Origin of the sequence: Solwaraspora sp. WMMA2056, assembly GCF_030345095.1 — a bacterium.
Taxonomy (GTDB): Bacteria; Actinomycetota; Actinomycetes; order Mycobacteriales; family Micromonosporaceae; genus Micromonospora_E.
In genome coordinates, this window is record NZ_CP128360.1 from 2,512,974 (window position 1) to 2,539,918 (window position 26,945).

The following is a 26,945-nucleotide window of genomic DNA, read 5'->3' on the forward strand; positions in this document are numbered from 1 at the left end:
CTGATGGCCGCCACCACACCAGACCGGGGCACCGCCGCCGACGCCGGCTCCGGGCCACACCCGGGCGTCACTGTCGCCGGTTCCGCCGACGTGGCCGACGCGGCACGCATCGGCGCCGGCACCCGCGTCTGGCACCTGGCCCAGGTCCGCGAGGACGCCACGGTCGGCCGTGACTGCATCATCGGCCGAGGGGCGTACGTCGGGCCGGGGGCCCGCCTGGGCGACAACGTGAAACTGCAGAACTACGCCCTGGTGTACGAGCCGGCGCAGCTTGACGACGGGGTGTTCGTCGGCCCGGCGGCGGTGCTCACCAACGACGAGTACCCCCGCGCCGTCACACCGGACGGACGGCTGAAAACCGGCGACGACTGGACCGCGGTCGGCGTCACCGTCGGCACCGGTGCGGCGATCGGTGCCCGGGCCGTCTGCGTCGCCCCGGTGCGCATCGGCCGCTGGGCGACCGTCGCCGCCGGCGCCGTGGTCACCCGCGACGTACCGGACTTCGCGCTGGTCGTGGGGGTCCCGGCGCGGCGGGTCGGCTGGGTCGGGCGGGCCGGCGTACCGCTGGCCGCCAACGGTGCCGGCCGGTTCGTCTGCCCCCGGACCGGGCAGCGGTACGTCGAACACGACGGGCTGCTCACCGAGGAGTGACCTCGGCCCGCCGCACCGGACGGCGTCGTCAAGCTCCGTGGGTGCCGAGGACGTCGAACTCCTCCCACGGCAGGTCGAGCGGGCGAAGCCGGTCCAACGCCGGCCGGTGGCGGGCACCGACGAACACGTGGTGGTCGCCGTCGGAGTCGGCGGCCGCCACGGCGACCACCAGACCGGGCCCGGCGTGGAGGCTGACCGGTCCGCCGCGCCAACCGGCCGGGGCGAGCGGCACCGTACGCAGCGCCGAGGTCAACCGGTGAAGCGCGGTCGGTCCGAGCCAGCCGAACCCGCCGACCGGTGCGCCGACCGCCGCCTCCGAGAGCACGAACTGCAGCAGTACGCCGCTCAGCGGCTCGGCCTCGTCGACTGCCGTACGTCCGTCGTCGCACCGCACCGGTGGGTCGACCGGCCCTGGCCGGTATCGCAGGGTGAACGCGCCCTGGTTCTCGTCGGCGAAGCCCACCCAGCCGTCGGCGTCCGGGACCAGCCGGTCGACCGGCCGGATGGCGTTCTGCACCCCGTACACGACCGCCCGCCCGGTGGCGGCCCGGTAGAACTGGCGCAACGGCGGCGGTACGGCGACGTCGCCCTGATCGGCGTCACCGGTGGCGGTCGGGTGAGCCGGCACGTCGGCGTACCAGCCCGCGACGAAGTCGCGCAGTGCGGCGACCCGGTCGGTCGCCACCAGCGTGACCCACTGCGTCGCGGTCGGCTCCGGGTCGTCGACGGGCGGCACCGCAGGATCATAGGCAGTCCGGACCACAGGAAGTCCGGTGGCCGGCCGGGTCAGGCGTGGGTACGGCGTTCCGGTTCGCTGGCACCTGCCGCGACCTTCTCGGCGGTCTGCTCGACCGACACGGCCTCGGCCGGCACCGCGTCGACCGGCAGCGCGTCCTCCAGCACGGTCTCCTCCTGCACAGGCTCCTTCGGCACGGTCTCCTCCTCGTCCTGACGCATCCCGGCGAGCCGTTGCTGTTCGGCGGCCAGCTCGGCCTGGACCGCGGTGAGCGTCCGGCGGGCCTCGTCGGACTCCTGCCGGGTCACCACCATCTGGTGCCGCAGGTCGGCCAACGCCTGCTGGGCCTCGGCGACCTCCTGCAGCACCTCGGTCAACTGCTGGCCAGCGGCGACCACCTCACGCTGCGCCGACGCCACCTGCTGCTGGCTGCTGGCCAGCTGCCGTTGGGCGATCGCCGCGTGCTCCTCGGAGAGTCGCCGGACGCTGGCCGCGTGCTCGTCGGCGCTGCCCCGGGTGCTCAACGCGTACTCCTCGGCCTGCTGACGGATGGTCACCGCCTGCTCCTCGGCGCGCGAGCGCAGATGCGTGGCGTACTCCTCGGCCTCACCGCGCTGGTTGGCGATGATCTCCTGCGCGGCGGTGCGCCACTGCTCCACCTCCTGCTCGGCGGTGCCGCGCAGCTCACCGATCTCCTGCTCCATCGTGGCGCGCCGCTGGTCGACCTCCTGCTGCACCTCGGCACGCAGCGCGGCCAGTTCCGCTTCGACGGTGTCGCGGCGGGCCGTCACCTCCTGGTCGAGCTCGGAGCGGGTCTGCGCGACCAACGCATCGGTCTCGGCATGGGTACGGGTGACGTACTCGGTCGCCGATTCGACCGCCTCGGCGGCCTCGCGCCGGGCCGCGTCGGCGGCCGCCTCGGCCTCCGTACGGATGCGTTCGGCCTCCTGCCGGGCCGCCGCGACCGCTGCCTCGGCGGCGTCCCGCAGGTTGGTGGCCTCTTCCTGGGCGGCGGTGACCATTCGGCTGGCTTCCATCCGCGCCTGGGTGACCAGGCGTTCCGCCTCGGCGGTGGCGTCGGCCATCGTCCGGTCGGCGCTCTCCTGGGCGGTGGTGACCGTCGTGTCGGCCTGCTCCTGCGCGGCGGTGACGGTGTCCCGGGCCTGCCGTTGTGCGGCCTTGATCGTCTCGTCGGCCTCCCGTTGCGCCGCGTGGACGGTGTCGGCGGCCTGTTGCCCGGCGGTGGCGACGACACGGTCGGCCTCCTCGCGGGCGGCGGTCAGGCCGGCCTCGGCCGCGACCCGCAGGTTCTCGGCCTCCTCGCGGGCGGCGGCCACGGTCGCCTCGGCCTCGGCGCGGCGGGCGGCGTTGGCCTTCTCCTCCTCGGTCCGCCGGGCGGCGAGGGCCAGCTCGAAGTCGCGGATGGCGGTGTCGGCCTGCTGCCGGGCGTCGGCCAGCACCTGCTCGGCTTCGGCCCGCCGGGCGCTGATCTCCTCGGCTGCGTGGAACCGGATCTCGTCGGCCTGCTCCTCGGCGAGGGTGAGGATGTGTTCGACCCGGGGACCGAGGTGGCGGAACGACACCTGGCCGATGAAGCTCGCCTCGCGGCGTGACTCGGTCAGCTCGGCCTGGAGCTGCTCGATCTGCGCGGCCATGGTGTTCAGCTGCACGTACGCCTGTTCGCGCTCGGCACCCAGGGTGGCAAGTTCGTTCTCGGTCCGGGCGATGTACCTGTTGACCTGGCTTCTGTCGTACCCACGCAGGGCCAGCTCGAAGTCCGGCCCGGACCGGGTGTCGCCGTCGAGCGTGAAGATTTCTTCGCCTTGCGCCATGGCTCCATCCTCACACGCAGCGCCCCGTTGCGCGGCGATACCCACGCTCCTGGAAGGACGCGCGTCACTTCGGAGGAATTGTCAGGTGTGAACGGTTCGTCCGGCGGGTACGCCGGAACGTCGGGCGAACAGCGGACGGGCCGCAGACGTCGGACGGGCCGCGCCGGTGTCCCGGCGCGGCCCGTCCGACCGTCGTGTCGCGTGGTGCGGTGTGCCTCGTGCGGCTGCGGTCTGCTCAGCCTGCCGACTTGGCGTCGACCCGGTCGGCGCTCTCGCCGGCGTCGCCCTTCTTGGCGTCGCCACCGCCCGGCACGCCCGGAACTATGCCGGCCAGGCCGGAGAGCATCTGCCCGAGCTGCGAGGTGACCGCGTCCTTCTGCCGGGTCAGGTCCTCCACCTCGCGGCGGGCCGCCTGAGTGGTCAGCTCGGCCTCGGTACGGGCCTCGGTCAGCTGGCGGTTCGCCTCGGCCCGTGCCTCGCTGAGGGTCTTGTCCGCCAACGCCTTGGCCTTGTCCACGGTCTCCTGGGCGGACCGCTCGGACTCGATGCGGCGTGCCTCGGCCCGCTGCTCGATCTCCTTCGCCCGGTCCTCGGCGGCCCGGGCCCGGCCCTCGGCCTCGGCGACCAGCCGCTGGGTCTGGGCCACCTGGGCGGCGTGCCGCTCGGACTCCTCCCGCTCGGCCTTCTCCCGCCGCTCGGCCAGCTGCAGCTCCAGGGCCTGCAGGTCCTTGTCCCGCTTGTCCCGGGCGTCGGTCAGCAGCTTGGTGGCCTCGGCGCGCTTCTCCTCGGCCTCCCGTGCGGCCTTCGCCCGCAGCTGGGTGATCTCGCGCTCGGCGGTGGCCCGCAGCGTGGCGACCTCGCGCTCCACGGTCGACTTCAGCTCGGCCACCTCGTGGGCGGTGACCGCCCGCAGCTGCTTGGTCTCCCGCTCCGCGTCGGCCCGTAGCGTGTCCGCCTCCCGGCGGGCCTGCACCCTGACCTCGGCCGCCTCCCGCTCGGCCGCGGTCCGTACGCTGCCCGCCTCGCGCTCGGCGCCGGCCTTCATGGCCGCCGCCTCCGCCCGCGCCTTGTCGGTGATCTCCCGCGCCTCCAGCCGCGCGCCGGACAGGATGCCCTCCGACTCCCGCTTCGCCTCACCACGGTGGTCGTTGGCCTGCTCCTCGGCGAGCCGCAGGATCTGCTCGACCCGGGTGCCCAGTCCGGAGAGGGTAGGTCGGTTGTTCTCCTCGAGCTGCTTGTTGGTGTCGGTGAGCTTCTGCTCGAGGGAGTTGAGGCGCTGCTCGGCCTGGCGGAGCCGGCGCTGCGCGTCGTTCATCCGCTGCTCGGCCTCAGCTCGAGCCTGCTCCGACTGGGTGAGGGCGGCTACCAGCCGTTGCAGGTGGTCATCCACCTGGCTGCGGTCATAGCCACGAAGCACGACGGTGAAGTCGTGCGGAGCGCTGGCGTTATCGAAGAACGCAAGGGAGGACTGCTGCTGGGGCATTGAGACATAGTGGCAGACACACCAGGGGGCTTCGCAAGAGCGGACTGCTCGTCACCACGATAGCCGACATGGTCATCTTTCCCTGGCCGTCCGGCGATCGGTGCACAAATTGTAGGCGGTTGCGTACGCAGCGGAGTTAGTTGGTGTCGAGGGATGCGGGATGTCGTCGCCATCGACGAGTGTTTACGCAGCTCACGGCGGCTGCCGCCGGCTGCCGACGGGTCAGGTACCCGAGGGGTGCCGGCGGCGGCGTCGCCGCCGGCCAAAATTGACGCGGCCGCGCCGGTGGTTTTCTTTCGGTATTCACCCCGGACGTGATTCGACAGCCCGGGCCGGCGGTCCGTCGCCCGACCACGACTACGGAATCGGTGGCCCGGCCGGCTGCACCAACTCCACCAGCACCCCGCCGGCGTCCTTGGGGTGCACGAAGTTGATCCGGGATCCGGCGGTCCCCGGCCGGGGCGCGTCGTAGAGCAGCCGCAGCCCGCGCTCACGCAGCGCCGCGCACGCCGCGTCGATGTCCACCACGGTGTAGGCGACCTGCTGCACCCCGGGGCCCCAGCGGTCCAGGAACCGGGCGATCGTCGAGTCGGCCGACAGTGGGGCGAGCAACTGCACCTGGCCGCCGTCGGGCGCCGGACCCACGGCGAGCATCGCCTCGCGTACCCCCTGAGCGTGGTTGACCTCGGTGTGCACGCAACGCATGCCGAACGTACGGGTGTAGAAATCGATCGCGGTGTCCAGATCGGCCACGGCGATGCCGACGTGGTCGATCCGCAGCAGGCCGATGTCTGTGACGTAGTCGGCAGCGGTCTCGGCGGGAGCATCTTCGGTCATGGCGCTAGTCTGACCGAACTATCGTTAAGTTGTCGCCGGCACTCCGGCTTTCCCCACACCGCGCGGAGGCGAAGTTCCCATGACCTCGGTGATCGTCAGCGGCGCACGGACCCCGATGGGCCGGTTGCTCGGCAACCTCAAGGACTTCCCGGCGACCACGCTCGGCGCGGTCGCCATCTCCGCCGCGCTCGGCCGCGGCGGCGTCGACCCCGACCAGGTGCAGTACGTGATCATGGGCCAGGTGCTGCAGGCCGGCGCCGGGCAGATGCCCGCCCGCCAGGCGGCGATCGGCGCCGGCATCCCGATGAGCGTACCGGCGCTGAGCATCAACAAGGTGTGCCTGTCCGGCCTCGACGCGATCGCCCTGGCCGACCAGCTGATCCGCGCCGGCGAGTTCGACGTCGTGGTCGCCGGCGGCATGGAGTCGATGACCAACGCCCCGCACCTGCTGCGCGGCCAGCGGGCCGGCTACAAGTACGGCGACGTCGTCGTCGCCGACCACATGGCCCTGGACGGGCTCACCGACGCCTTCGACTGCTGCGCGATGGGCGAGTCGACCGAACGGCACGGTGTCCGGCACGGCATCAGCCGGGCCGAGCAGGACGCCTTCGCCGCCGCCAGCCACCAGCGCGCCGCGCTCGCCCAGAAGAACGGCGTCTTCGCCGAGGAGATCACCCCGGTCGAGGTGCCGCAACGCAAGGGTGACCCGGTGCGGCTGCTCGACGACGAGGGCATCCGCCCGGACACCACGGTCGAGACGCTGGGGCGGCTGCGCCCGGCGTTCACCCCGGACGGCACCATCACCGCCGGCAGCTCGTCGCCGATCTCCGACGGTGCCTGCGCCGTGGTGGTGATGAGCCGGGCCCGCGCCGAGGCGCTCGGGCTCGACTGGATCGCCGAGATCGGGGCGCACGGCAACGTCGCCGGCCCGGACAACTCGCTGCACTCCCAACCCTCCAACGCCATCCGCCAGGCCCTCGACAAGGCCGGGCTGACCGTCGCCGACCTCGACCTGATCGAGATCAACGAGGCGTTCGCCGCGGTCGGCATCCAGTCGATGCGCGACCTCGGCGTCGACGCCGACATCGTCAACGTCAACGGCGGCGCGATCGCCCTCGGCCACCCGATCGGCATGTCCGGCGCCCGGCTCGCGTTGACCCTCGCGCTGGAGCTGCGCCGCCGGGGCGGCGGCACCGGCGCGGCGGCGCTCTGCGGCGGCGGCGGCCAGGGCGATGCCCTGATCCTGCGGGTGCCCGCCGGCACGTGACCAGCATCGACCGGACGACCAGGGCCGGCTCCCCCGACGTACCCGGGCTCGTCCGGCGGGCCCGCGACGGCGACCCCCGGTCGGTCGCCCGGCTGATCACCCTGGTCGAAACGGGCGCGCCGCAACTACCGCAGGTCGCCGCCGCGCTCGCGCCGTTCACCGGCAACGCCGTGGTGGTCGGCCTGACCGGGGCACCGGGGGTGGGCAAGTCCACCACCACCAGTGAACTGGTCCGGCGGTTGCGCAGCAGCGGCCAACGGGTCGGCGTCCTCGCCGTCGACCCGTCCAGCCCGTTCAGCGGCGGGGCGATCCTCGGCGACCGGGTTCGGATGCAGGAACACGCCACCGACCCGGGGGTCTACATCCGGTCGATGTCCAGCCGTGGCCACCTCGGCGGGCTGGCGTCGGCCACCCCGGCGGCGGTGCGGGTCCTCGACGGCGTCGGCTGCGACGTCGTACTGATCGAAACCGTCGGCGTCGGTCAGGCGGAGGTCGAGGTCGCCGGGCTGGCCGACACCACGGTGGTCCTGCTCGCCCCCGGCATGGGTGACGCCGTCCAGGCCGTCAAGGCCGGCATCCTGGAGATCGCCGACGTCTTCGTGGTCAACAAGGCCGACCGCGACGGCGCGGACGCCACCGTACGGGATCTCAAGGGGATGCTGGCGCTCACCGCGACCGGCCCGGGCGGCTGGCGGCCGCCGGTGGTGCGTGCCGCCGCCGCCCGCGGCGAGGGCGTCGACGAGCTGGCCGAGGCGATCCGCCGGCACCGGGACTGGCTGACCGGGCGCGGCGAGCTCACCGCCCGTCGGGCCCGGCGGGCCGCCGCCGAGGTCGAGGCGATCGCGCTGGGCCGGCTGCGGGAACGCATCGGCGCGCTGCGCGACGGTACGCTGCTGACCGGCATCGCCGCCGACGTGCTGGCCGGTCGACTGGACCCGTACGCCGCCGCCGACCGCCTCCTCGACGACCTGACACGGGGCAGCTGACGACGACCGGAAGCGTTAGGGTCACCGGGTGCAGACCACTGTCGATCACGCGAGCGTCCAACTCGACGCGGTGACCCTCGGCCACGGCGGTGCCGAGCCGGTGCTGCGCGACGTCTCCCTGACCGTGCGGCCGGGTCGGCTGCTGGCCGTGACCGGCCCGTCCGGTGCCGGCAAGACCACGCTGCTGGCCGCGCTGGCCGGGGCACTGCGCCCGACCGCCGGGACCGTGTCGGTCGGCGGGGAGCCGCTGCGCGACCGGGACCACGCCGTCGCCCGCAAGGTGGTGCTCGTCCCGCAGGACAACGGGCTGGCCGCCGTCCTGACCGCCAGCGAGAACCTGCAGGTCGCGTTGATGGCGGTCGGGCTGAGCCCGGTCGACGCCCGCCGGGCCGCCCACACGGCGCTGGACCGGCTCGGCCTGGCCGGCCAGGCCGAGCAGCTGGTCGAGGAGCTCTCCGGTGGGCAGCAGCAGCGCACCGCCCTGGCCCGGGCGTTGGCGCTGCGCGGCGACGTGCTGCTCGCCGACGAGGTGACCAGCGAACTGGACGCGGCCAACCGCCAGCTGGTCCTCGAACTGCTGCGGGCCGAGGCCGACCGGGGTGCCACCGTCGTCTTCGCCACCCACGACCCGGAGGCGGCGGCCGCCTGCGACGCCGAGCTGCACCTGCTCGACGGCCGCGCGGAGCTGGTCCGGCCCTGGCCCGACCCGGACCAGAGGTCTCCCGACGCCTGACCGGCCCCCGACACCCGGGTCAGGAGAACAGGGCGCTGTAGCCGTTGAGCGCCGGCTGGCCGCCGAGGTGGGCGTAGAGCACGGTCGCGTCGCGGTCGATCTCACCCCGGCCGACCAGGTCGATCAGCGCCGCCATCGACTTGCCCTCGTACACCGGGTCGGTGACCATGCCCTCGGTACGGGCGGCGAGCCGCATCGCGTCCAGGGTCGCCTCGTCGGGGATGCCGTACGTACCGGCGTGGTAGCGCTCGTCCAACTCGACGTCGTCGGCACCGATCGGCCGGCGTACGCCGATCAGCTCTGCGGTCTGCCGGGCGATCCGGGTCACCTGCTCACGGGTGCGGTCCGGGGCCGCCGAAGCGTCGACGCCGAGCACCCGCCGGGGCCGCGCCCCGGCGCCGGCCTCGGCGAGCGCGGCGAACCCGGCGACCATGCCGGCCTGGGTGCTGCCGGTGACCGAGCAGACGACGATGGTGTCGAAGAAGACACCGAGCTGCTGTTCCTGCTGCGCCACCTCGTACGCCCAGTTGGCGAAGCCGAGGCCGCCGAGGCGGTGGTCGGAGGCCCCGGCCGGGATCGGGTACGGCCGTCCGCCCGCGTCGGTGATCTCCTGCAGCGCCTGCTCCCAGCTCTCGCGGAAGCCGATGTCGAACCCGGCCCGCACCAGCCGTACGTCCGCTCCGGCGAGCCGGCTGATCAGGATGTTGCCGACCTTGTCGTAGACCGCGTCCGGCCAGTCGACCCAGCTCTCCTGCACCAGCACGCACTTCAGCCCGACGTGTGCCGCGACGGCGGCGACCTGCCGGGTGTGGTTGGACTGCACACCGCCGATCGACACCAGCGTGTCGCAGCCGGTGGCGAGCGCGTCGGCGACCAGGTACTCCAGCTTGCGGGTCTTGTTGCCGCCGTAGGCGATGCCGGAGTTGCAGTCCTCGCGTTTGGCCCAGACCGCCGCCCCGCCGAGGTGGCGGGTGAGCCGGTCCAGCCGGTGCACCGGCGAGGGGCCGAACAGCAGCGGGTGGCGCGCGAACGCGGTGATCGACATGTCGGTCTCCCGGTACGTCAGTGGGTGAGTCAGGCGAGGTGGGCAGGTCAGGCGAGGTGGGCAGGTCAGGTGCGGTGGGCAGGTCAGGTGAGCGTCGGGTCGGCGGCGAGGGTCACCAGCGACTGCCAGATCAGCGCGGTGATCTCGGTGGCGCGGGTGGCGTCGCGGTCGGCGCACGCGTCGATCAGCTGCTCGTGCAGGGCGACCGACCGGGTGGCGCCGGCCGGGCTGAACTGGTGCCGCTCCAACCGGCGGATCAACGGCGTGTAGCGGGCGATGGTCGCGGCGGCGGCCCGGTTGCCGGCCGCGTCGACCAGGACCTGATGCAGGTCGTCGTCGGCGGCCAACGCGGCGTCGAGGTCGCCGGTCGCGCAGGCCGCCGCGAACCGGCGGTTCGCGGCCCGCATCGTGGCCACCTGAGCGTCGGTGAGAGCCGGTACGCCGGTGCGGGCGGCGAGTTCGTGCATGGCGCGCACCACGGCGGCGGCGTCCCGGACCTCGTGCGGCACCAGCGGGGTGACCCGGGTGTGGCTCTGCGGCTTGCGTTCGACGAGCCCTTCGTCGGCGAGCCGGGCGAGTGCGTCGCGCACCGGTGCCCGGGAGAGCCCGAGCTGCTCGGCGAGGTCCTGATCGCGTACGGCGACCCCGGGCGCGAGGTCACCGCGCACGACGGCGTCACGGATGGCCGCGTACGCGCTGTCGCGCAGCAGCGTTCGGGGCACAGGCTGCAACGGCACACTGAAATGTTAGATGTTAAGTCGTCCCGTCGCCAGCGATCTAGAAGAATCTGGCCGGTATATCGACCAGAATCCTTCTAGATCGCCAGCAGGTAATCGGTTCAGCCAGCCCAGCCGGCAGCCCGTAGCGCACCACGTACCTGGTCGACGACCTCCGCCGGTCGGGAGCGGATCAGAAAGGCAGGAAAGCGCAGGATTCGGTCGCCGGCGATCCACACGTCGTTCTGCCGCTTCATGTCGGCAGCCCACTCGCGTACGTCCATGTGGTGTGCCCCGTCCACCTCCACCTGCAGCCGCCACTGACGCCAGTACGCGTCGAGGTAGCGCAGCCGGCCGGACCGGCCACGTCGCCGTTCCTGCAGGTCCGGTAGCGGTAGCCGGTGATGTCGACAAAGTCGGATGAAGTCGATCTCGGACAGCGCCGTCGCACCACCGTCGGCGTCCACGGCGGTGACGCTGATCAGCTGGCGTCGCCTGGCCCGGGGCATCCGCCGCAGCACGGCGAGGATCTCCGCCGGGGTGACCCGACGCTGCTGACATCCGGCGGCGACGATCGCCTGTGCCTCATCGTCGGACCGGGCCCAGCCGGCCGCGTCCACCAACGACCGCGCCATGCTGGTCCGCATCGGGCGCCCGACCTGGCGGTGATCGTCAGGCAGCACGCCGGTCCGGTGCACCACCATCGCCGGCATGTCCAGCGGCAGCCGCCGACGCAGGTCCGGGTACTGCCGGTCGCTGTCGACGAGGACTCTGATCGGACCGGGGCCGGTGAAGCGCAGACCACCCTCACGGGCGGCGGTCAGTCCGGCAAGCAGTGCGGTCGGACCGGCCAGCAGCACCGCCACCCAGAGCGCCTGACCAGCGGTCAACGGACCGTTGTGGGTCAGCACCACCCGGAGCAGATCCGCCGCCGCTGACCACGGTCCAGCCTGCGCCGCAGCCCCGACCGGCCCAGATGCTCGACGGCCTGCCTCGTGCTGAGCACACCGGACTGCTCGAACACGAGCCAGTCGAGATCTTCGGCGGAAGGGCCAGGCAAGCGCTGGGACAGCCACATCCATCGATTCTCGCCGCGAGAGTCAACCCGACCGGGACAACCGGGACGCACCAGCGCCCGGTGACGGGTCGCCGTCGAGCGCCGCCGTCACAGTTGCGGGGCGACCTCGGCGGCGACGAGTTCGAGGTGGTCGAGGTCGGCCAGGTCCAGCACCTGCAGGTAGATGCGCTGGGCACCGATCTCGGCGTACCGGCCGATCTTCTCCACGACCTCGGCCGGCGTGCCGGCCAGACCGTTCTCGCGCAGCTCGTCCGGCTCCCGGCCGATCGCCGCTGCCCGCCGCGCGACCTCGGCGTCGTCGCGTCCGCAGCACAGGATCAGTGCGTTGGACAGCCGGAGGCTGTCCGGGTCGCGGCCGCCGGTCGCGCACGCGGCGCGGACCTGCGCGAACAGCCGGGCCGACTCGGCGACGCCCTCGAACGGGACATTGAACTCGTCGGCGTAGCGGGCGGTCAGCTGCGGGGTCCGCTTGCGTCCCTTGCCGCCGATCAGCACCGGCGGTCGGGGCCGCTGGACCGGCTTGGGCAGTGCGGGGGAGTCGGTGACCTGGTAGTACCGGCCCGAGTAGTCGAACGTGTCGCCGACCGGCGTCTCCCACAGCCCGGTGATGACCGCCAGCTGCTCCGCCAGCCGGTCGAACCGTTCGGCCAGCGGTGGGAACGGCACGGCGTACGCCGTGTGTTCGGCTTCGAACCAGCCGGCGCCTAGGCCGAACTCGACCCGACCGCCGCTCATCTCGTCGACCTGGGCGACGGTGATCGCCAGCGGGCCGGGGTAGCGGAACGTGGCGGCGGTCATCAGGGTGCCGAGCCGGATCCGGCTGGTGTCGCGGGCCAGCCCGGCGAGGGTGGTCCAGGCGTCGGTGGGGCCGGGCAGCCCGTCCGCGTCGCCCATCACCAGGTAGTGGTCGGAGCGGAAGAACGCGTCGTAGCCGGCGTCCTCGGCGCATCGGGCCACCGCCAGTAGCTGCTGGTAGCTGGCGCCCTGCTGGGGTTCGGTGAAGATCCGCAAGTCCACGTCGTCGAGCATATGCCTGGTCAGGTGCCCTCGGCCGGGGGCACCGGGACAGTGACCGACGACGCCAGGGTCCGCCGATCGGCGTCGAGCGCGTCGACCACCACGTACGCGACCGGACCGTGCACGGTCACGGTGGTCTCAAAACCGGTCGGGTCGGCCTCGCCGAGCACGGTCGACCCGTCCGGTTGGGCACCGCCGCGCACCTGCCAGCTGGCCACTTCGGTGGCACCGTTCCAGCTGACCCGCACGGTGACCGCGTCGCCGCTGCTGGCCTCGGCGACGACGGCGGGCCGGCCGCTCGGTCGGCCGGTCCAGTCGAACCGGTACGCCCGGTAGGAGCCGTTGTCCTCGGGCAGGTGACCGGCGAACACCAGGGTGCCGTCCGCGGTGTATTCGGAGAAGTGCGGCTCGGCACCCCAGCCGACGAACGAACGGTTGCCGGGCAGCTCCTGCACCCCGCCCTGGGTGCGGGCGAGCAGGTTGCCCGGCGGCGGCAGCTCGCGGACCACCGACGCGGTCCGGCCGGTCTCGTCGACGGCGAGGATCAGCCCGCGTGACTGGTCCGCCTCGTCGCTGATGCCGGCCCGGTTGTCGAAGATCCCGATGGTGCCGTCGGAGCGCCGTCGGGCGTCGTGCTGCCAGGAGAAGTCGGCGCCCTCGTCGAGGGCGAAGTCGCTGCGTTTGCCGCCGAGTCGCCACAGCACCGCTCCGCTTTCGCGGTCGATCTTGTAGACGGTCCAGGTGTGCCGGGCCGAGATCAGCAGGTGGCCGTCGTGGTCGACGTCAACCGAGTTGGGGTGGAAGAAGTCGTACGGCGTGCGGGTCCGGTCGTCGGCGGGCGGATCGGCGTACGACTCGGTGAGCGGTACGTGGTCGCGGGCCTGCCAGCGGCGGACGGTCCGGCCGGTGTCGACCTCCACCTCGTGGACCACCCCGTCGTACAGCGCGCCGTCGGTGATGCCGCCGACCGTGGACAGGTCGGCGGCGACCAGTTCGTAGACGAAGAACAGCGCCGTACCGTCGTCGGTCAGGATGAAGTCGTGCTGGTCGGTCGGCAGGTCACCGTCCGCGCGGATTCGGGTGATTTCCCGGTACGCGGTGTCGGCGATGACGAACTCGCCGCCGCCGATGCCGCTGGTGATCGCACCCTCCCACCAGGTCAGCACCGGCTCACCGGCGAGCTGCTGGACCCGCAGGTCGACGGCGACATCGGCCGGCCCGGCCACCTGGCGGAACCAGACCGGTTCACCGTCGCCGTCGACGATCAGTGGGCCCCGGCCGCCGGCACCGGCGGCCGGGGTGAGGAAGATCAACCCGTCGGTCACCGGGCCGTCGACGGTCGTCTCGACGACCGGAATGCGGAGGTCCGGCCGGGTGACGTAGCTGCGGATCCGGTCCGGCGTGGCCTCGGGTGGTGCCGGTGCGGCCGAAGGTGCCGCCGAGCGTCGCCCCAGTCCGACCCCGGCGGCCCCGGTCGCTCCGGCGGCGAGCAGGCCGCCGCCGACACCCAGCAGACCACGCCGGCTGAATCGTCGGGTCGAGGAAACGTCGTCGCGGTCGGCAAACATGTCGGGCTACGTTGCCATCGCCAACTGGGCTCAAACTGCATCGACGCTGTGTGGTTCCTGGGTAGGTTGCCGAGCGATCGAGAGGCGATCATGCGCGGGTCCCGGCTCCGGCCGGTCGACCGGCCGGAGCCGACGCCGGTTCCCACCCAGTGGGCTTAGCGATCGTTCAGTGTGCCTCTAGACTCGGAGTCGCCGTACGACGAGGAGGCCCCGATGGACGCCGAACAGATCGCCGCCGGCCGCGCCCGCTGGCAGGCCCGCTACGACGCCGCGAAGAAGCGGGACGCGGACTTCACCACGCTGTCCGGTACGCCGGTGGACCCGGTCTACGGTCCGCTCGACGGCACCGACCACCCCGGCTTCGAGCGGATCGGCTGGCCGGGCGAGTACCCGTACACCCGGGGGTTGTATCCGACCGGCTACCGGGGGCGGACCTGGACGATCCGGCAGTTCGCCGGGTTCGGCAACGCCCGGCAGACCAACGAGCGGTACAAGATGATCCTCGGTGCCGGCGGCGGTGGGCTGTCGGTGGCGTTCGACATGCCGACGCTGATGGGCCGCGACTCCGACGACCCGCAGTCGCTCGGCGAGGTCGGCCACTGCGGCGTGGCGATCGACTCCGCCGCCGACATGGACGTGCTCTTCGACGGCATCGACCTGGCGGCGGTCACCACGTCGATGACCATCTCCGGTCCGGCGGTGCCGGTGTTCTGCATGTACCTGGTCGCCGCCGAACGCCAGGGCGCCGACCTGGCCACTCTGGACGGTACGCTGCAGACCGACATCTTCAAGGAGTACATCGCGCAGAAGGAGTGGCTGTTCGCCCCCGAGCCGCACCTGCGGCTGATCGGCGACCTGATGGAGTTCTGCGCCGAGCGGATCCCGCGCTACAAGCCGCTGTCGGTCTCCGGCTACCACATCCGGGAGGCCGGCTCCACCGCCGCGCAGGAGCTGGCGTACACCCTGGCCGACGGCTTCGGCTACGTCGAGCTCGGGCTCTCCCGGGGCCTGGACGTCAATCGCTTCGCCCCCGGGCTGAGCTTCTTCTTCGACGCGCACGTCGACTTCTTCGAGGAGATCGCCAAGTTCCGGGCCGCCCGGCGGATCTGGGCCCGCTGGCTGCGCGAGGAGTACGGCGCCACCGACGAACGCGCCCTCTGGCTGCGGTTCCACACCCAGACCGCCGGGGTGTCGCTGACCGCGCAGCAACCGGTCAACAACGTCGTGCGTACGGCGGTCGAAGCGCTCGCCGCCGTGCTCGGCGGCACCAACTCGTTGCACACCAACGCCCTCGACGAGACCCTGGCACTGCCCACCGACGAGTCGGCGGAGATCGCCCTGCGGACCCAGCAGGTGCTGATGGATGAGACCGGGGTGGCCAACGTGGCCGACCCGCTCGGCGGCTCCTGGTACGTCGAGGCGCTCACCGACCGGATCGAGGCCGAGGCGGAGGAGATCTTCGCCCGGATCCGCCAGCTCGGCGGCGACGGCCCGCACCCGATCGGTCCGATGACCTCCGGCATCCTGCGCGGCATCGAGGACGGCTGGTTCACCGGGCAGATCGCCGAAGCGGCGTTCGCCTACCAGCAGGCGGTGGAAGCGGGGCACAAGAAGATCGTCGGGGTGAACTGTCACACCGGCACCGTCGCGAAGGAGCTGGAGATCCTGCGCATCTCCCACGAGGTGGAGACCGCGCAGCGCCGGCTGCTGGCCACCCGTCGGGCCGACCGCGACGACGCGGCAGTCCGTCGCAGCCTCGACGAGCTGGTCGCGGTCGCCCGCAGCGGCGACAACATGGTGCCGGTGATGCTCGACGCGGTCCGCGCCGAGGCGACCCTCGGGGAGATCTGCGACGCGTTGCGCGGCGAGTGGGGCGTCTACCACGAGCCGGCGCGCTTCTGACCCTGCCGAGGATCCCCCTGCCCAACCGGGCCGCCGGCCTAGGGTGGACCTCTTCCGGGTCAGCGGGCCCAGCATGATCGTGGTAGGCAGTACGCCGTGACGGGACTTGCGGTGAGCTGTCGACGGGTGGTGCAGATCTACCGGGGCGAGGCCGGCGACGTGGTGGCGCTCTCCGGCGTCGATCTGACGATCAATCCGGGCGAGATGCTGGCCCTGGTGGGCCCCTCCGGCTCCGGCAAGTCGACCCTGGTGGCGCTGCTCGCCGGGCTGATGCGCCCGTCGGCCGGTCGGGTCAGCGTCGGCACGTACGACCTGGGCAAGCTCTCCGACCGGGAGATCTCCCGGATGCGGGGTACGCAGATCGGGGTGGTGCTGCAGGGCGCGGTGCGCAACCTGCTGCCGTACGCGACGTTGCGGCGCAACGTGTGGCTGGCGCAGCGGCGGGCCGCCGCCACCGCCGGTGTCGATCTGGACGATCCCGACCGCATCCTCGACCTGGTCGGGCTGCCCGGTCAGGGCGGTGACCGGATCGCCGAGCTGACGCCCGGTGCCCGGCAGCGGGCCGCCCTCGCCGTCGGCGTCGCCGCCTCGCCCGGCCTGTTGCTGGTCGACGAACCGACCAGTCAGCTCGACACCCGGGGCCGCGACGAGGTGCTCGACGCGTTGGAGACCGTCAACGCCGAGCGGGGCACCACGATCGTGGTGGTCACCCACGACGCCGCCGTCGGTGCCCGGCTCGGCCGGGCGGTGACCATCCGCGACGGCCGGGTCGGTGCCGAGGGTCGCGACGGTGAGGACTTCGCGGTGGTCGCCGGCGACGGTACGGTGCAGCTGCCGCCGGAGGTGCTCGGCGACTTTCCACCCGGCACGCTGCTGCGGGTGGCGCAGGTCGACGGCGCGGTGACGCTGGTCGTCGGCGGTGACGCCGCGCCGCCCCACCTGCTGCCCGGCGGTGCCGCCCCGCCCGGCCCGCCGCCCGGTGCCACCAACAGTGCCACTGTGGACTGACCGCGATGTTCGCACTGATCGTCGGGGCGCTGCGGTCCCGCGCCGGCCAGACCGTCGCCCTGCTGGTGCTGACCGCGCTCGCGGTGACCGCGACCACCGCCGCCCCCTGGTACGCCGCCGCGGCCACCCGCACCGTCGCCCAGGCGGCCGTCGCCGACGCCGGGCCGGGCCAGCTGGCTGCCCGGGCGACCGGGCGGATCGAACGCGACGCCCCGGGCCTGGACCGCGACCAGGTGGTCGACCCCACGACCAGCGACCGGGCCGCCCTCGACGCGGCCGGCGACGAGCTGCTCGACCAGGCCCGCTACGGTGGCTCCGCGACCATCGGATTCCCGGACGCGCAAACCAGCAGCTCGATGTGGAACACCGGCACCCTGGCCGCGGGAGAGTTCGGCCTCACCGCCGACCTGGTACACCGGGAGCAGGTCTGCGCGAATCTGACGATCACCGGCAGCTGCCCCCGCGACCCCGGTGACGTCCTGGTGAGCTCCCGGACGGCCGAGCGGCTCGGCGTCGACGTCGGGGACCGGTTGACCCACCAGGCGAGTCGCCAGGCGGCGATCGCCCTCACCGTCACCGGGACCTACCAGGTCACCGACCCGCTCTCGCCGTACTGGGCCTTCGGCCTGCTCGGCACCGGAGCCGGCACCGACGACGCGGAAGCCGAGAGCGGGGATCCGGTTTTCGCCACCGCCGGCACCCTCGCCGCCGCCCCGGCCGCGACGCTCTCCGTCGACCATCACCTGATCCTGCCCGGTGCCGCCTTCGTCGACGGCGTCGACGTCGCCAGCGAACTGCGCCGATCGGCCGGCGGCGGCAGCGGACGCTGGCTGACCCGTACCGAATCCGCCGTCCTGGTCGACCAGATCACCCGGCACCGCCAGTTGGTCAACCTGGGTGTCGGCGTGGCCGCCGGGCAGTTGCTCCTGCTGTCGTGGTTCGCCCTGTTCTTCGCCGTCCAGCACACCGCCGAGCACCGCCGCCGGGACCTGGGACTGGTCAAACTCCGGGGCGGCGCCCGGTGGCGGGTCTGGCTGCTCACCATCGGGCAGAGCGGGCTGCCGATGCTCGTCGGCGCACTGGTCGGCCTCGCCGCCGGTCTGCTCTGTGCCCGGCTGCTCGCCGGTGCCGGCCCGGACCCGGACCGGCTGGCCGCCGCCGCCCGACTTGCCGCCGCAGCGGCCGGTACGGCGGTCGCCGGCGCACTGGTCGCCGCGATCGCCGCCGATCTGCGCAACGGCCGGGCCGGTGTGGTGGACCTGCTCCGGCACGTCCCCGCCCGGCACCGGGGGTGGCGGGCCGACGCCGTCGACCTGGTCGCCGTCGCGGTGGCGGCAGCCGGGCTGTACCAGGCGTACACCGCCGCCACCGAGCCCGGCGAGGTCAGCGGCCTGGTGCTGCTCGCCCCGGCCCTGCTGGCGCTCGCCATCGCGCTGATCGCCGGCCGGCTCGCCACCCCGGGAGCGGCCCGCGCCGGTGCCGCCCTGCTGCGCCAGGGCCGGCTACCCGCCGCGTTGGCCGCGCTGCATCTGGCCCGCCGCCCGGGCACCGCCCGCCTGGTCGCGTTGCTCACAGTGGCGGTGGCGCTGTTCGGGTCCGCCATCTCCGGCTGGACCGAGTCGGTCGACGCCCGCACCACCCGGGCGACCCACGCCGTCGGCACCGACCAGGTCCTGACCGTGCAGGCCCGCAGCCGCACCCATCTGCTCACCGCCGTCCGGGCGGCCGACCCGTCCGGCCGGCAGGCGATGGCGGTGGTGAGCACCGGTTCGGCCCAGCAGATCCTGGCGGTGGACAGCACACGGCTCGCCGCCGTCGCCGCCTGGCACCCCTGGTACGGGCCGGCGGCGGCCGAGGTGGCCGCCGCGTTGGCCGCGCCGCTCACCAGCGTCGCCGTGGCCGACGGCGAGCTGCGACTGACCGCGGCCGGGCCGGCCGACGTACCGGTCAGTGTCCTGGCCCACCTGGTCGACCAGACGGGAGATCCGGTGACGGTCGTCTTCGGCCCGCTCGGGTCCACCCCCGCCGAACACCGTGCGACGGTCGACGGGTGCGGACCGGACGGCTGCCGCCTCGCCTCACTGGAACTGCGTCAACCGGGCTGGAACGGTCGCCCGGTGCCGGCCGCCGACGGAGTCGCGGTCACCCTGTGGGAACTGGCCGGCGGGACCACACCCGCCGTGGACCGCGACTTTTTCACCGATCTGCGCAACTGGCGGGGCCCGGTGACGCCCGGGGCGATCGGGCCCGCGTTGACCGTCGCCGACGGCAGCCTGACCGTCACCGCGCCCGGGCCGGCTCGGGACCGGTCCACCCACGTCCACGTGATCGAGACACCGGTCCCGTTGCCGGTGGTGCGCTCCGGGCCGAAGCTCGCTCCGGAGCTGCCCGGTGACCCTCGGCTGGAGGTCTTCGGTGCTGACGCCCTGCCGGTGCGGTACGTGGCGGTGGCCGACGCGCTGCCGCAGGCCCGGTTCCGGGGCTACCTCGTCGACCTGGAGCTGGCCGACCGGCTGGCCGGCGGTTCCGGCCGGGGCGAAGTACCCCAGGTGTGGCTGGCCCCCGACGCCCCCGCCGACCTGGTCGACCGGCTCACCGCGCAGGGCCTGACGGTGGTCGGCGTCGAGTCCTACGCCGACATGCTCGGCCAGCTGGGCCGTCAGGGGGCGCCGTCGGCGCTGCGGTTCCAACTGGCGGCCGGGCTCATCGGTCTGCTGCTGGCGGCCGGCGCGCTGATGGTGGTAGCGGCCGTGGAACGCGGCGACCGGGCCGCCGAACTGACCGCCCTGCGGACGCAGGGCCTGCCGGCCGCCGCCGTGGCGCGGATCGCCTACGGCGGGTACGTCGTCGCCGGGGCGCTCGCGGTCGCGGTCGGACTGCTGGTGACCGTCGTCGCCCGGCTGCCGGTGCTGCAGACGATGCCGGTGTTCGTCGACAACTGGGCGGTGCTGCCGCTGCGGATCGGCCCGCGACCGGTGCCGCTGCTGATCACCCTGGTCACCGCGACGGTCGTGCTCGGCTGCGCCGCCGTCTTCGCGGGCCACCGGCTGGTCCGCGCCGTCGAATCGGCTGCCGGTGAATCCGGCACCGCCGGAGCCAGCGCCGAACCCCGACCCGCCGACCGGAGCCACCGATGATCCCACTGCTGTTGTCGATGGTGGCCGCCCGGCGAGGTCAGGCGATCGTGGTCTTCGTACTCAGCGTCTTCGCCACGGCGGCGGCGGTGACCGGCCCGGCGTACCTCGCCGCCGCCGACCGGGCCGTGGTGGCGGCGGAGACGTCGGCCGCCGCCCGGTCGCAGCGCAGCGTCAGCCTGTCGGTCCCCACCCTGCTGCCCGACCAGGAGGGCTCGTTCCGGGCTGTCACGGCCGCCGTCGGTAACCTGCCCGGCTTCCGCACCGTCTACTCGGTGCAGTCGCCGATCCTCGGAGTCGAACCGGGCCCCACCGACGTGTCGTACCTGGTCTTCCGTGAGGACGTCTGCGCCAACCTGCGGATGGTCGAGGGCCGCTGCCTGGTCTCGCCGTACGAGGTCGTCCTCGGCGTCGACACGGCCCGCCGGCTGGGGATGGTCCCCGGACAGGGGTTGACCGTCACCGTCGCCGAGTACGACGCCGGGCAACGCATCTACCGGCCGGCGGGCGCGCCGGCCGAGGTCACCGTGGTCGGCCTCTACGCGCCGCTGGATCCGCAGGCGCTCTACTGGGGCCGTACGCCGTACTTCGTCCCGGGCACCCTGGACGCCTACCGTGAGCCGGTCTTCACCGGTCGGTTCACCGTCGACGACATCGACCGGCCGGGCGACTTCCGTAGCGTCGAGGCGTTGGCCAGCGACGACGCGTTGCGCCCGGAGCGGCTGGCGGCCCTCGACCGGCAGCTCGTCGACGTCGGTGAGCGGCTCAGCGTCGAGGGCGGTGGGTTCGTCCACCTGGTCGACGGGGTCAGCCCGCTGCTGGACCGGATCGCCGCAGCCCAGACGCTGACCCGCCAGGTGGTGCCGGTCGCCGCCGTACCGCTGGTGATCCTCTGCCTGTTCGTCGTCTTCATGGCGGTCGCCGCCGGGACCGTCGCCCGCCGTACCGAACTGGGCCTGCTCGCGCTGCGCGGCACGCCTCGGCGGGCCCGCTGGCTGCTGGCCGCCGGCGAACCGGCGGTCGCGATCGCCCTCGGCGCACCGGTCGGCTACCTGCTGGGGTCGGTGTTCGTCGGCGTCCTCGCCGGCCTGCGGTTGGAGGAGGGCCGGTTCGCGCCGGTCACCTCCGGTACGGCCGTGCTGGCCGGGTGCGCCACGCTCGTCGGCGCGCTGGCCGTCGCGGTCCTCGCCCAACGTCGGGAACTGGCCAGCCCGGTGGTCGACCTGCTGCGGCGGGTGCCGCCCCGGACCCGGCTCTGGGCGTCACTGCTGGCCGAAGCGGTCATGCTCGCCCTGACCGTGGTCGCCGTCGCCCAGCTGCGGCTCTTCGACAGCGAACTGGTCGGCCTGTCGCTGCTGGTGCCGGCGCTGATCGGGGTGACCGTGGCGCTGGTCGCCGCCCGGCTGGTGGCACCACTGACCGGGCGACTCGGTGCCGCCGCCCTGCGCCGGGGCCAGCTCGCCGCCGCCCTGGGGCTGCTGCACCTGGCCCGCCAGCCGGCCGGTCAACGCCTGTTCACCCTGCTCACGGTCACTGTCGCGGTGACCGGCTACGCGGCCGTCGCGTTCGACGTGGCGGAGCAGTCGCGGTCGGCGCGGGCCGAGGTGCAGGCCGGCGCCGACCGGGCGCTGACCGTGCTGCCGGTCGACGCCGGGACCCTGCTGACCGCCGTGCGCAGCGTCGACCCCGACGGCAGGTACGCCATGGCCGTCGGACGGACCAGCGCCGACACCGGAACCGGTACCGACGTCCCGGTGCTGCTGGCCGACACCGCCGCGCTGGCCGCCACCGCCCGCTGGCGGCCGGAGTTCGGCCCCGCCGGTGCGGCCGAGGTCGCCGACCTGCTACGGACCCCCGCCGCCGCGCCGATCGCCGTCGACGGGACCGAGTTGACCGTCGAGTTGACCGTCGCCGCCCCCGGGCGTCGCGGAGACGAACCGCCGGACGGCGACGCCACACCGGTCAGCGACGTGCGGTTCACCGTGCACCTGCGGTCACCGTCGGGACGCCTGGTCACAGCGTCGGTGACCGCCGGCGAAGGGCAGCGCTTTCATCCGCTGCCCGTCGAGTGCGCCGACGGCTGCCAGCTGGCCGGGTTCTCCGTCCGGCCCGAGCCGGCCGGCGGGGCGACCTCGCCGGACGGCACCTTCCGGGTGGTCCCGAACGTGACGGTGACCGGGCTGGCCGTCGACGGGACGCCGCTGCTCGACGCTGCCGCGCTGGCTGACGGGTCCCGCTGGCGCCGGCCCTCCGGCGCCGCCGTCGAGGCCGACCCGGCCGGGCTGCGGGTACGCCCCGGCGACGCCGCCGACCCGTGGACCCTGCCCGCCGACGTCCCGGTCCCGCTGCCGGCTCTGGTCACCCCGGCCGACGACCGGCCGCAGGGGCTCAAACGCACCACCATCCAGTTGGAGACCGGCGCGCCGGTGGAGTCGGTGACCGCCGAGCCGGTCGGGATGCTGCCGGCCCTGGGCACCCGTGGCCTGCTGGTCGACCTGGAGTACGCGGTCCGGGCGGTGCCGGAGAACACCGTGCTCGACGCGGCCCAGGTGTGGCTCGGCGGGGACGCCCCAGCCGACGTCGCCGAGCGGCTCGACGCCGCCGGGCTCACCGTGACCGGCGAGGTCACCCCCGAGCGGATCCGGCAGCGGCTCGACAGTACGGCGCCAGCCCTGGCGATCTGGTTCCATCTGCTCGCCGCCGGTCTCGCGGTCGTGCTGGCCTGCGCCGGGATGGTGCTGCTGGCGGTGGTCGAACGGCGACGTCGGGGCGAGGACCTGACGGCGCTGACCGTCCAGGGGCTGCCGACCCGGATCGCGGTCCGGTCGCTGCATTGGAGTGCGCTTCCGGCGGTGGTGCTCGCCGCCGTGGCCGGGCTCGGCGCCGCGCTGTTGGCCTGGTGGGTCACCGGCGACAATCTGCCGGTCGCCACCGACGGCGACGTCGCGCTCGCCCCGGTCGACTGGCCCCGGCCGGCCACCGTACTGGTTCCGGTGATCGGCGTCATGCTGCTGTTCGCAGCGGTGGCGCTGGCGTTGGGACGTGCGGTTCGCGTGCGAGACTAGGTAACCATGAGCGACCCACGTACCACCCCGTCGATCTTCACCCGCGGCGCGGTAGACCTGAGCTCCCTGCGCAGCGCCGCGCCGGCCGCCCCGCGTCCCGGCACAGGGGCCCCGACCAGCGCCGGTGGCGGTCCGGCCGCCGGTCCGAGCGGTCCGACAGATGCGCCGGCCGGCGGCGGTGTCGCCGTCATCGACGTCACCGAGGCGACGTTTCAGTCGGAGGTCCTGGAACGCTCGATGACCACACCGGTCGTCATCGACTTCTGGGCCGAGTGGTGCCAACCGTGCAAGCAGCTCTCCCCGGTGCTGGAGAAGCTCGCCGCCGAAGGTGGCGGCGCCTGGGTGCTGGCCAAGGTCGACGTGGACAGCAACCAGCGGCTGGCCCAGATGTTCCGGGTGCAGTCGATCCCGATGGTGTACGCGGTGGTCGGTGGCCAGCCGGTCGACGCATTCGCCGGTGTGGTCCCGGAGGCCCAGCTGCGTCAGTGGATCGGCGCGGTGCTCAAGGCCGGTGGCGTCGCCGTCGAGGCACCCGAGGATCCGATGCTCGGTGCGGCCGACGAGGCCCTGATGATGGGTGACCTGGACGCCGCCGAACAGGCGTACCGGAAGATCCTCAACGAGGCACCGGCCGACGCCGCCGCCGAGGCCGGGCTGGCGCAGGTCGGGTTGGCCCGGCGGGTGCAGGGGGTGCAGCCGGCGGCGGCGCTCGACGCGGCGCGGACCGCGCCGGACGACGTCGCGGCGCAGTTGCTCGCCGCCGACGTCGAGGTGCTCAGCGGCCAGGCCGATCAGGCCTACCAACGGCTGATCGACCTGATCCGGCGCAGCGCCGGCGACGACCGGGAGACCATCCGCAAGCACCTGGTCTCGCTGTTCACCGTGGCCGGCCCGGACGATCCGGCAGTGATCAAGGCTCGCCGCGCGCTGGCCAGCGCGCTGTTCTGAGCCGCGCGATGCGCCGGATAGCCGTTCTTGACGCACCGTCGAATCTCGGTCTGCGCCCGCCGACCGAGACGTCGGTGCCCGGCTGCGCGAAAGCGCCCGGCGCACTGCGTGACCACGCCCTGGTGGCCCGGCTCGGCGCCCGCGACGCCGGCTGCCTCACTCCACCGAGGTTCGACCCGGCGGACTGGCGCCCCGGTGACGGGGTGTGCCACGCCGGGTCGATCTCGGCGTACTCGACGGCGCTCGCCGGCCGGATCGGGGCGATCATCGACGCCGGCGAGTTTCCGGTGGTCCTCGGTGGCGACTGCTCGATCCTGCTGGGCGCGGCCCTGGCGATGCACCGGCTCGGTGAGTCCGTCGGCGGCCGGATCGGGCTGGTCTTCGTCGACGGGCACTCCGACTTCCGCCACCCCGGCAACGCCTCCTACGTGGGCGCGGCGGCCGGTGAGGACCTGGCCCTGGTCACCGGCCGGGGCCAGCCGGACCTGGCCGCCATCGAGGGCCGCCGGCCGTACTTCCGCGACGTCGACGTGGTGGTGCTCGGCATCCGGGCCCAGGACGAGTACCGGCTCGACCTGCAGGCGGCCGGGATCGTCACCCGGCCGGTGCCGGCGCTGCGGGCCGAGGGCGCGGCGCGCAGCGCCCAGTGGGCCCGGGACCAGCTGGTCGACTGCGCCGGCTACTGGGTGCACGTCGACGTCGACGTGTTGGACCCGGCGGTGATGCCGGCCGTCGACGCCCCCGACCCGGGTGGCATCGCCTTCGCCGAGCTGGAGCTGCTGCTGGCGGAGCTGGTCGACACGCCGCACTGTCTCGGTGTCGAGCTGACCGTCTTCGACCCGGACTACGACCCGGACGGCAGCTATGCGGCGGACATCGTCGCCACCCTGGTCGCCGGGCTGCGCCCGGTGCACGGTGACCGGCCCGCCGGCGACGCGGCCACGGCCTCGCCGTCGCCGGCGCCGGAGACCTCGCCGTCGCCGGCCACGCAGCCGGCGGCCCCGGCTGCGGTCCCGGCGGTCCCGGCGACAGCTCCGGCCGCCGCCTCGACCGCGACCACCTCGACCGCCGCCGGGTCGGCCGAGCCGGACGCTCCGGCGGTGGCGGCGCTGCGACCTGCGGTGCCACCGGTCCCGCCGGTGACGTTGACGATCGCCGACCGGATCGCGCCGCGTGGGGCGACCAAGCCGGGACGGCTACGGCGACCGGCGCCGTCCCCACGGCCCGCTGTCGCGGATTCCGCCGACCCGACACCGCAGCCGACGCCCGACGAAGTGCCCGCCCCGCCCGCCACGGAGTAGATCCTGGTCAAAGACGCCGGGGAGATTTGCGCTGTGCGCTCGGGTGTCCCGAACATCGGGTGTGGGCCGAAGATCGACGTTGCCGCACGGTAGTCTCCTGTCCATGGTGTCGACGGCGCGTAAGGTCTCGCTGACTGGTATCAAGCCGACTGGTGAGCCGCACCTGGGCAACTACATCGGCGCGATCCTTCCCGCATTGAGGCTGGCCGACAGCTATGAGTCTCTGTACTTCATTGCGGACTATCATGCATTGACGACGATCCGTGACCGCGATCTGTTGCGGCACTACACCCGTTCGGTGGCCGCGACGTGGCTCGCGGCCGGCCTCGACCCGGACCGCACCACTTTCTATCGTCAGTCGGACATCCCGGAGATTTTTGAGCTGTCCTGGGTGCTGTCTTGCCTGACCGGCAAGGGGTTGATGAACCGGGCGCACGCGTACAAGGCGGCGCGCGACCGTAACCGTGCGGCCGGCAAGGAGGATCTGGACGCGGGTGTGAACATGGGCCTGTTCAACTACCCGGTGCTGATGGCGGTTGACATTCTCATCATGGACGCCGATGTGGTGCCGGTTGGCCGTGACCAGGTCCAGCACGTTGAGTACGCAGCTGACATCGCCGGTGCCTTCAACGCCGTCTACGGCGATCGATTCAGGCTGAAGATCCCAGCTGCCGTCATACCGGATGAGGGCTCGGCGCAGACCCTGCCCGGCGTCGACGGACGGAAGATGAGCAAGTCCTACGGCAACACGATTCCGTTGTTCGAGTCCGACGCCGCCCTGCGGAAGATGATCCGGCGGATCCCGACTGACAGCGTGCCGGTCGAGGAGCCGAAGGACCCTGACTCGGCTGCTGTTTTCACGCTGCTGGAGCGGTTCGGCGAGACGGACGTCGTTGCCGAGACCCGGGCACGGCTGTCGGCCGGTGGGATGGGCTGGGGCGAGGTGAAGGCCCAGCTGACCGATGCGTTGATCGCCCAGTTCGCGCCGCTGCGGGAGCGCTACGAGGCGCTGATGGCACCTGGCAGCGAACTGGACGACCTCCTCGCGCACGGCGCGGACAAGGCCCGTAAGCAGACCCGACCGTTGCTGGAGCGGGTGCGCGACGCCGTCGGCATCGGGTAGGCGCTGACAGCGTGCCTTGCCGTCAAACGAGTGCGTCGACTACCTGATCGGCGCAGTGCCAGGCGGTCGTCCATTTGCCGGGCAGCGCGACCAGCAGGTTGGCCGCTGGGGTCCAGCCGGTTGGTGGTTTCCTGAGATCGACGACCAGGCTCGATGGGTCGGCCTGCGGGCTGGCCGGCTCGCACACGGTGCCCCACAGCAGGCTGAGGTCACGGCCGGGCCGTTGAACTCCGCGCAGGTGGAGGGCGGTCTGTAGCCGGGCATGTTCTTCCTCGGCCGGTCCATACTGGCCGTCGACTGCGGGCAGGCCAACACGGGTGCCCCCGAGATCTGGACTGAGGGCGAGGAGGTCGCCGTCCAGCCAGTAGGTCAAGCTCCGTACGCGGGTGCCGGCCTGCCGTCCCCAGGCGATGCGCCGGGTGCGGAGCGTGTGCCGGATCCCGGCTCGGGCCAACAGTCGCGGTGTACCGGCGCCGGCTGCCAGGACCAGCATGCGTGCCCGTGGGGCGGCACGC

General features: G+C 73.2%; 21 protein-coding genes. 11 read left to right on the forward strand and 10 right to left on the reverse strand.

Annotation, left to right across the window (positions count from 1 at the left end):
* Positions 1–3: 3 nt before the first annotated feature.
* On the forward strand, positions 4–651 hold the full coding sequence (locus tag O7608_RS11575) for an acyltransferase (protein ID WP_289209955.1): 648 nt from the start codon (positions 4–6) through the stop codon (positions 649–651).
* Positions 652–679: 28 nt separating this feature from the next.
* On the opposite strand, the gene O7608_RS11580 is transcribed toward O7608_RS11575, so the two are convergent.
* The 4 genes from O7608_RS11580 to mce form a co-directional block, all read right to left on the reverse strand.
* Positions 680–1,387 (reverse strand): hypothetical protein, encoded by a 708-nt coding sequence (locus tag O7608_RS11580; RefSeq protein WP_289209956.1) that lies wholly within the window; start codon positions 1,385–1,387, stop codon positions 680–682.
* A 50-nt stretch (positions 1,388–1,437) separates the two neighbouring features.
* Entirely contained in the window at positions 1,438–3,219 is a 1,782-nt protein-coding gene (locus tag O7608_RS11585; protein ID WP_289209957.1) for a coiled-coil domain-containing protein, read from the reverse strand.
* Between the two features lie 235 nt (positions 3,220–3,454).
* Positions 3,455–4,702, reverse strand: a complete 1,248-nt coding sequence (locus tag O7608_RS11590) for a DivIVA domain-containing protein (protein ID WP_289209958.1) — start codon at positions 4,700–4,702, stop codon at positions 3,455–3,457.
* Positions 4,703–5,059: 357 nt separating this feature from the next.
* A complete protein-coding gene (gene mce / locus O7608_RS11595) occupies positions 5,060–5,539 on the reverse strand; it encodes a methylmalonyl-CoA epimerase (RefSeq protein ID WP_289209959.1) in 480 nt (159 codons plus the stop codon).
* A gap of 79 nt (positions 5,540–5,618) precedes the next feature.
* On the opposite strand from mce, the gene O7608_RS11600 reads away from it, so the two are divergent.
* The 3 genes from O7608_RS11600 to O7608_RS11610 are packed head-to-tail and all read left to right on the forward strand — an operon-like array spanning position 5,619 to position 8,525.
* Positions 5,619–6,806, forward strand: a complete 1,188-nt coding sequence (locus O7608_RS11600; RefSeq protein WP_289209960.1) for an acetyl-CoA C-acetyltransferase — start codon at positions 5,619–5,621, stop codon at positions 6,804–6,806.
* Positions 6,803–7,792, forward strand: coding sequence for a methylmalonyl Co-A mutase-associated GTPase MeaB (gene meaB / locus O7608_RS11605; RefSeq protein ID WP_289209961.1), 990 nt, complete (start codon positions 6,803–6,805; stop codon positions 7,790–7,792). Before O7608_RS11600 ends, meaB begins: the two co-directional genes overlap by 4 nt.
* Before the next feature lie 28 nt (positions 7,793–7,820).
* Entirely contained in the window at positions 7,821–8,525 is a 705-nt protein-coding gene (locus O7608_RS11610) for an ATP-binding cassette domain-containing protein (protein ID WP_289209962.1), read from the forward strand.
* A gap of 19 nt (positions 8,526–8,544) precedes the next feature.
* Here the strand turns inward: O7608_RS11610 and O7608_RS11615 are convergent, their stop codons facing one another.
* The 5 genes from O7608_RS11615 to O7608_RS11635 form a co-directional block, all read right to left on the reverse strand.
* Positions 8,545–9,570, reverse strand: coding sequence for a 1-aminocyclopropane-1-carboxylate deaminase (locus O7608_RS11615; protein WP_289209963.1), 1,026 nt, complete (start codon positions 9,568–9,570; stop codon positions 8,545–8,547).
* 83 nt (positions 9,571–9,653) lie between these two features.
* Positions 9,654–10,307, reverse strand: a complete 654-nt coding sequence (locus O7608_RS11620) for a GntR family transcriptional regulator (RefSeq protein WP_289209964.1) — start codon at positions 10,305–10,307, stop codon at positions 9,654–9,656.
* Between the two features lie 101 nt (positions 10,308–10,408).
* Positions 10,409–11,200, reverse strand: coding sequence for a putative endonuclease domain-containing protein (locus O7608_RS11625; RefSeq protein WP_353850524.1), 792 nt, complete (start codon positions 11,198–11,200; stop codon positions 10,409–10,411).
* Positions 11,201–11,451: 251 nt separating this feature from the next.
* A complete protein-coding gene (locus O7608_RS11630; RefSeq protein ID WP_289209965.1) occupies positions 11,452–12,381 on the reverse strand; it encodes an LLM class F420-dependent oxidoreductase in 930 nt (309 codons plus the stop codon).
* Between the two features lie 20 nt (positions 12,382–12,401).
* A complete protein-coding gene (locus O7608_RS11635; protein WP_289209966.1) occupies positions 12,402–13,949 on the reverse strand; it encodes an arylsulfotransferase family protein in 1,548 nt (515 codons plus the stop codon).
* A 213-nt stretch (positions 13,950–14,162) separates the two neighbouring features.
* Here O7608_RS11635 and icmA point away from each other — a divergent pair, with 213 nt between their 5' ends.
* The 7 genes from icmA to O7608_RS11670 all read left to right on the forward strand — a co-directional run bounded on the left by icmA (position 14,163) and on the right by O7608_RS11670 (position 26,430).
* Positions 14,163–15,851: a coenzyme B12-dependent isobutyryl-CoA mutase large subunit gene (icmA, locus tag O7608_RS11640; protein ID WP_289209967.1), complete on the forward strand. Its 1,689-nt coding sequence runs from the start codon at positions 14,163–14,165 to the stop codon at positions 15,849–15,851.
* Between the two features lie 96 nt (positions 15,852–15,947).
* Positions 15,948–16,859, forward strand: a complete 912-nt coding sequence (locus O7608_RS11645; protein ID WP_289209968.1) for an ABC transporter ATP-binding protein — start codon at positions 15,948–15,950, stop codon at positions 16,857–16,859.
* Positions 16,860–16,864: 5 nt separating this feature from the next.
* Positions 16,865–19,996, forward strand: coding sequence for an ABC transporter permease (locus O7608_RS11650; RefSeq protein WP_289209969.1), 3,132 nt, complete (start codon positions 16,865–16,867; stop codon positions 19,994–19,996).
* Positions 19,993–23,058 carry an FtsX-like permease family protein gene (locus O7608_RS11655; protein WP_289209970.1) on the forward strand — a complete coding sequence of 1,022 codons (3,066 nt, stop codon included), beginning with the start codon at positions 19,993–19,995 and terminating at the stop codon, positions 23,056–23,058. Before O7608_RS11650 ends, O7608_RS11655 begins: the two co-directional genes overlap by 4 nt.
* A 6-nt stretch (positions 23,059–23,064) precedes the next feature.
* On the forward strand, positions 23,065–24,006 hold the full coding sequence (locus O7608_RS11660) for a tetratricopeptide repeat protein (RefSeq protein ID WP_289209971.1): 942 nt from the start codon (positions 23,065–23,067) through the stop codon (positions 24,004–24,006).
* Positions 24,007–24,014: 8 nt separating this feature from the next.
* A complete protein-coding gene (locus tag O7608_RS11665) occupies positions 24,015–25,307 on the forward strand; it encodes an arginase family protein (RefSeq protein WP_353850526.1) in 1,293 nt (430 codons plus the stop codon).
* Positions 25,308–25,410: 103 nt separating this feature from the next.
* Positions 25,411–26,430 carry a tryptophan--tRNA ligase gene (locus O7608_RS11670; protein ID WP_289209972.1) on the forward strand — a complete coding sequence of 340 codons (1,020 nt, stop codon included), beginning with the start codon at positions 25,411–25,413 and terminating at the stop codon, positions 26,428–26,430.
* A gap of 22 nt (positions 26,431–26,452) precedes the next feature.
* On the opposite strand, the gene O7608_RS11675 is transcribed toward O7608_RS11670, so the two are convergent.
* Complete coding sequence (locus tag O7608_RS11675) at positions 26,453–26,803, reverse strand: hypothetical protein (RefSeq protein WP_289209973.1); 351 nt, start codon at positions 26,801–26,803, stop codon at positions 26,453–26,455.
* Positions 26,804–26,945: the final 142 nt, after the last annotated feature.

Bases quoted from the DNA above. Each gene is read 5' to 3' on its own strand.
- O7608_RS11660 (WP_289209971.1), top strand. From the start codon at position 23,065: ATGAGCGACCCACGTACCACCCCGTCGATCTTCACCCGCGGCGCGGTA.
- O7608_RS11575 (WP_289209955.1), top strand. From the start codon at position 4: ATGGCCGCCACCACACCAGACCGGGGCACCGCCGCCGACGCCGGCTCC.
- O7608_RS11670 (WP_289209972.1), top strand. From the start codon at position 25,411: ATGGTGTCGACGGCGCGTAAGGTCTCGCTGACTGGTATCAAGCCGACT.
- O7608_RS11635 (WP_289209966.1), bottom strand. From the start codon at position 13,949: ATGTTTGCCGACCGCGACGACGTTTCCTCGACCCGACGATTCAGCCGG.
- O7608_RS11650 (WP_289209969.1), top strand. From the start codon at position 16,865: ATGTTCGCACTGATCGTCGGGGCGCTGCGGTCCCGCGCCGGCCAGACC.
- O7608_RS11585 (WP_289209957.1), bottom strand. From the start codon at position 3,219: ATGGCGCAAGGCGAAGAAATCTTCACGCTCGACGGCGACACCCGGTCC.
- O7608_RS11655 (WP_289209970.1), top strand. From the start codon at position 19,993: ATGATCCCACTGCTGTTGTCGATGGTGGCCGCCCGGCGAGGTCAGGCG.
- O7608_RS11590 (WP_289209958.1), bottom strand. From the start codon at position 4,702: ATGCCCCAGCAGCAGTCCTCCCTTGCGTTCTTCGATAACGCCAGCGCT.
- mce (WP_289209959.1), bottom strand. From the start codon at position 5,539: ATGACCGAAGATGCTCCCGCCGAGACCGCTGCCGACTACGTCACAGAC.
- O7608_RS11615 (WP_289209963.1), bottom strand. From the start codon at position 9,570: ATGTCGATCACCGCGTTCGCGCGCCACCCGCTGCTGTTCGGCCCCTCG.
- O7608_RS11665 (WP_353850526.1), top strand. From the start codon at position 24,015: ATGCGCCGGATAGCCGTTCTTGACGCACCGTCGAATCTCGGTCTGCGC.
- O7608_RS11600 (WP_289209960.1), top strand. From the start codon at position 5,619: ATGACCTCGGTGATCGTCAGCGGCGCACGGACCCCGATGGGCCGGTTG.
- icmA (WP_289209967.1), top strand. From the start codon at position 14,163: ATGGACGCCGAACAGATCGCCGCCGGCCGCGCCCGCTGGCAGGCCCGC.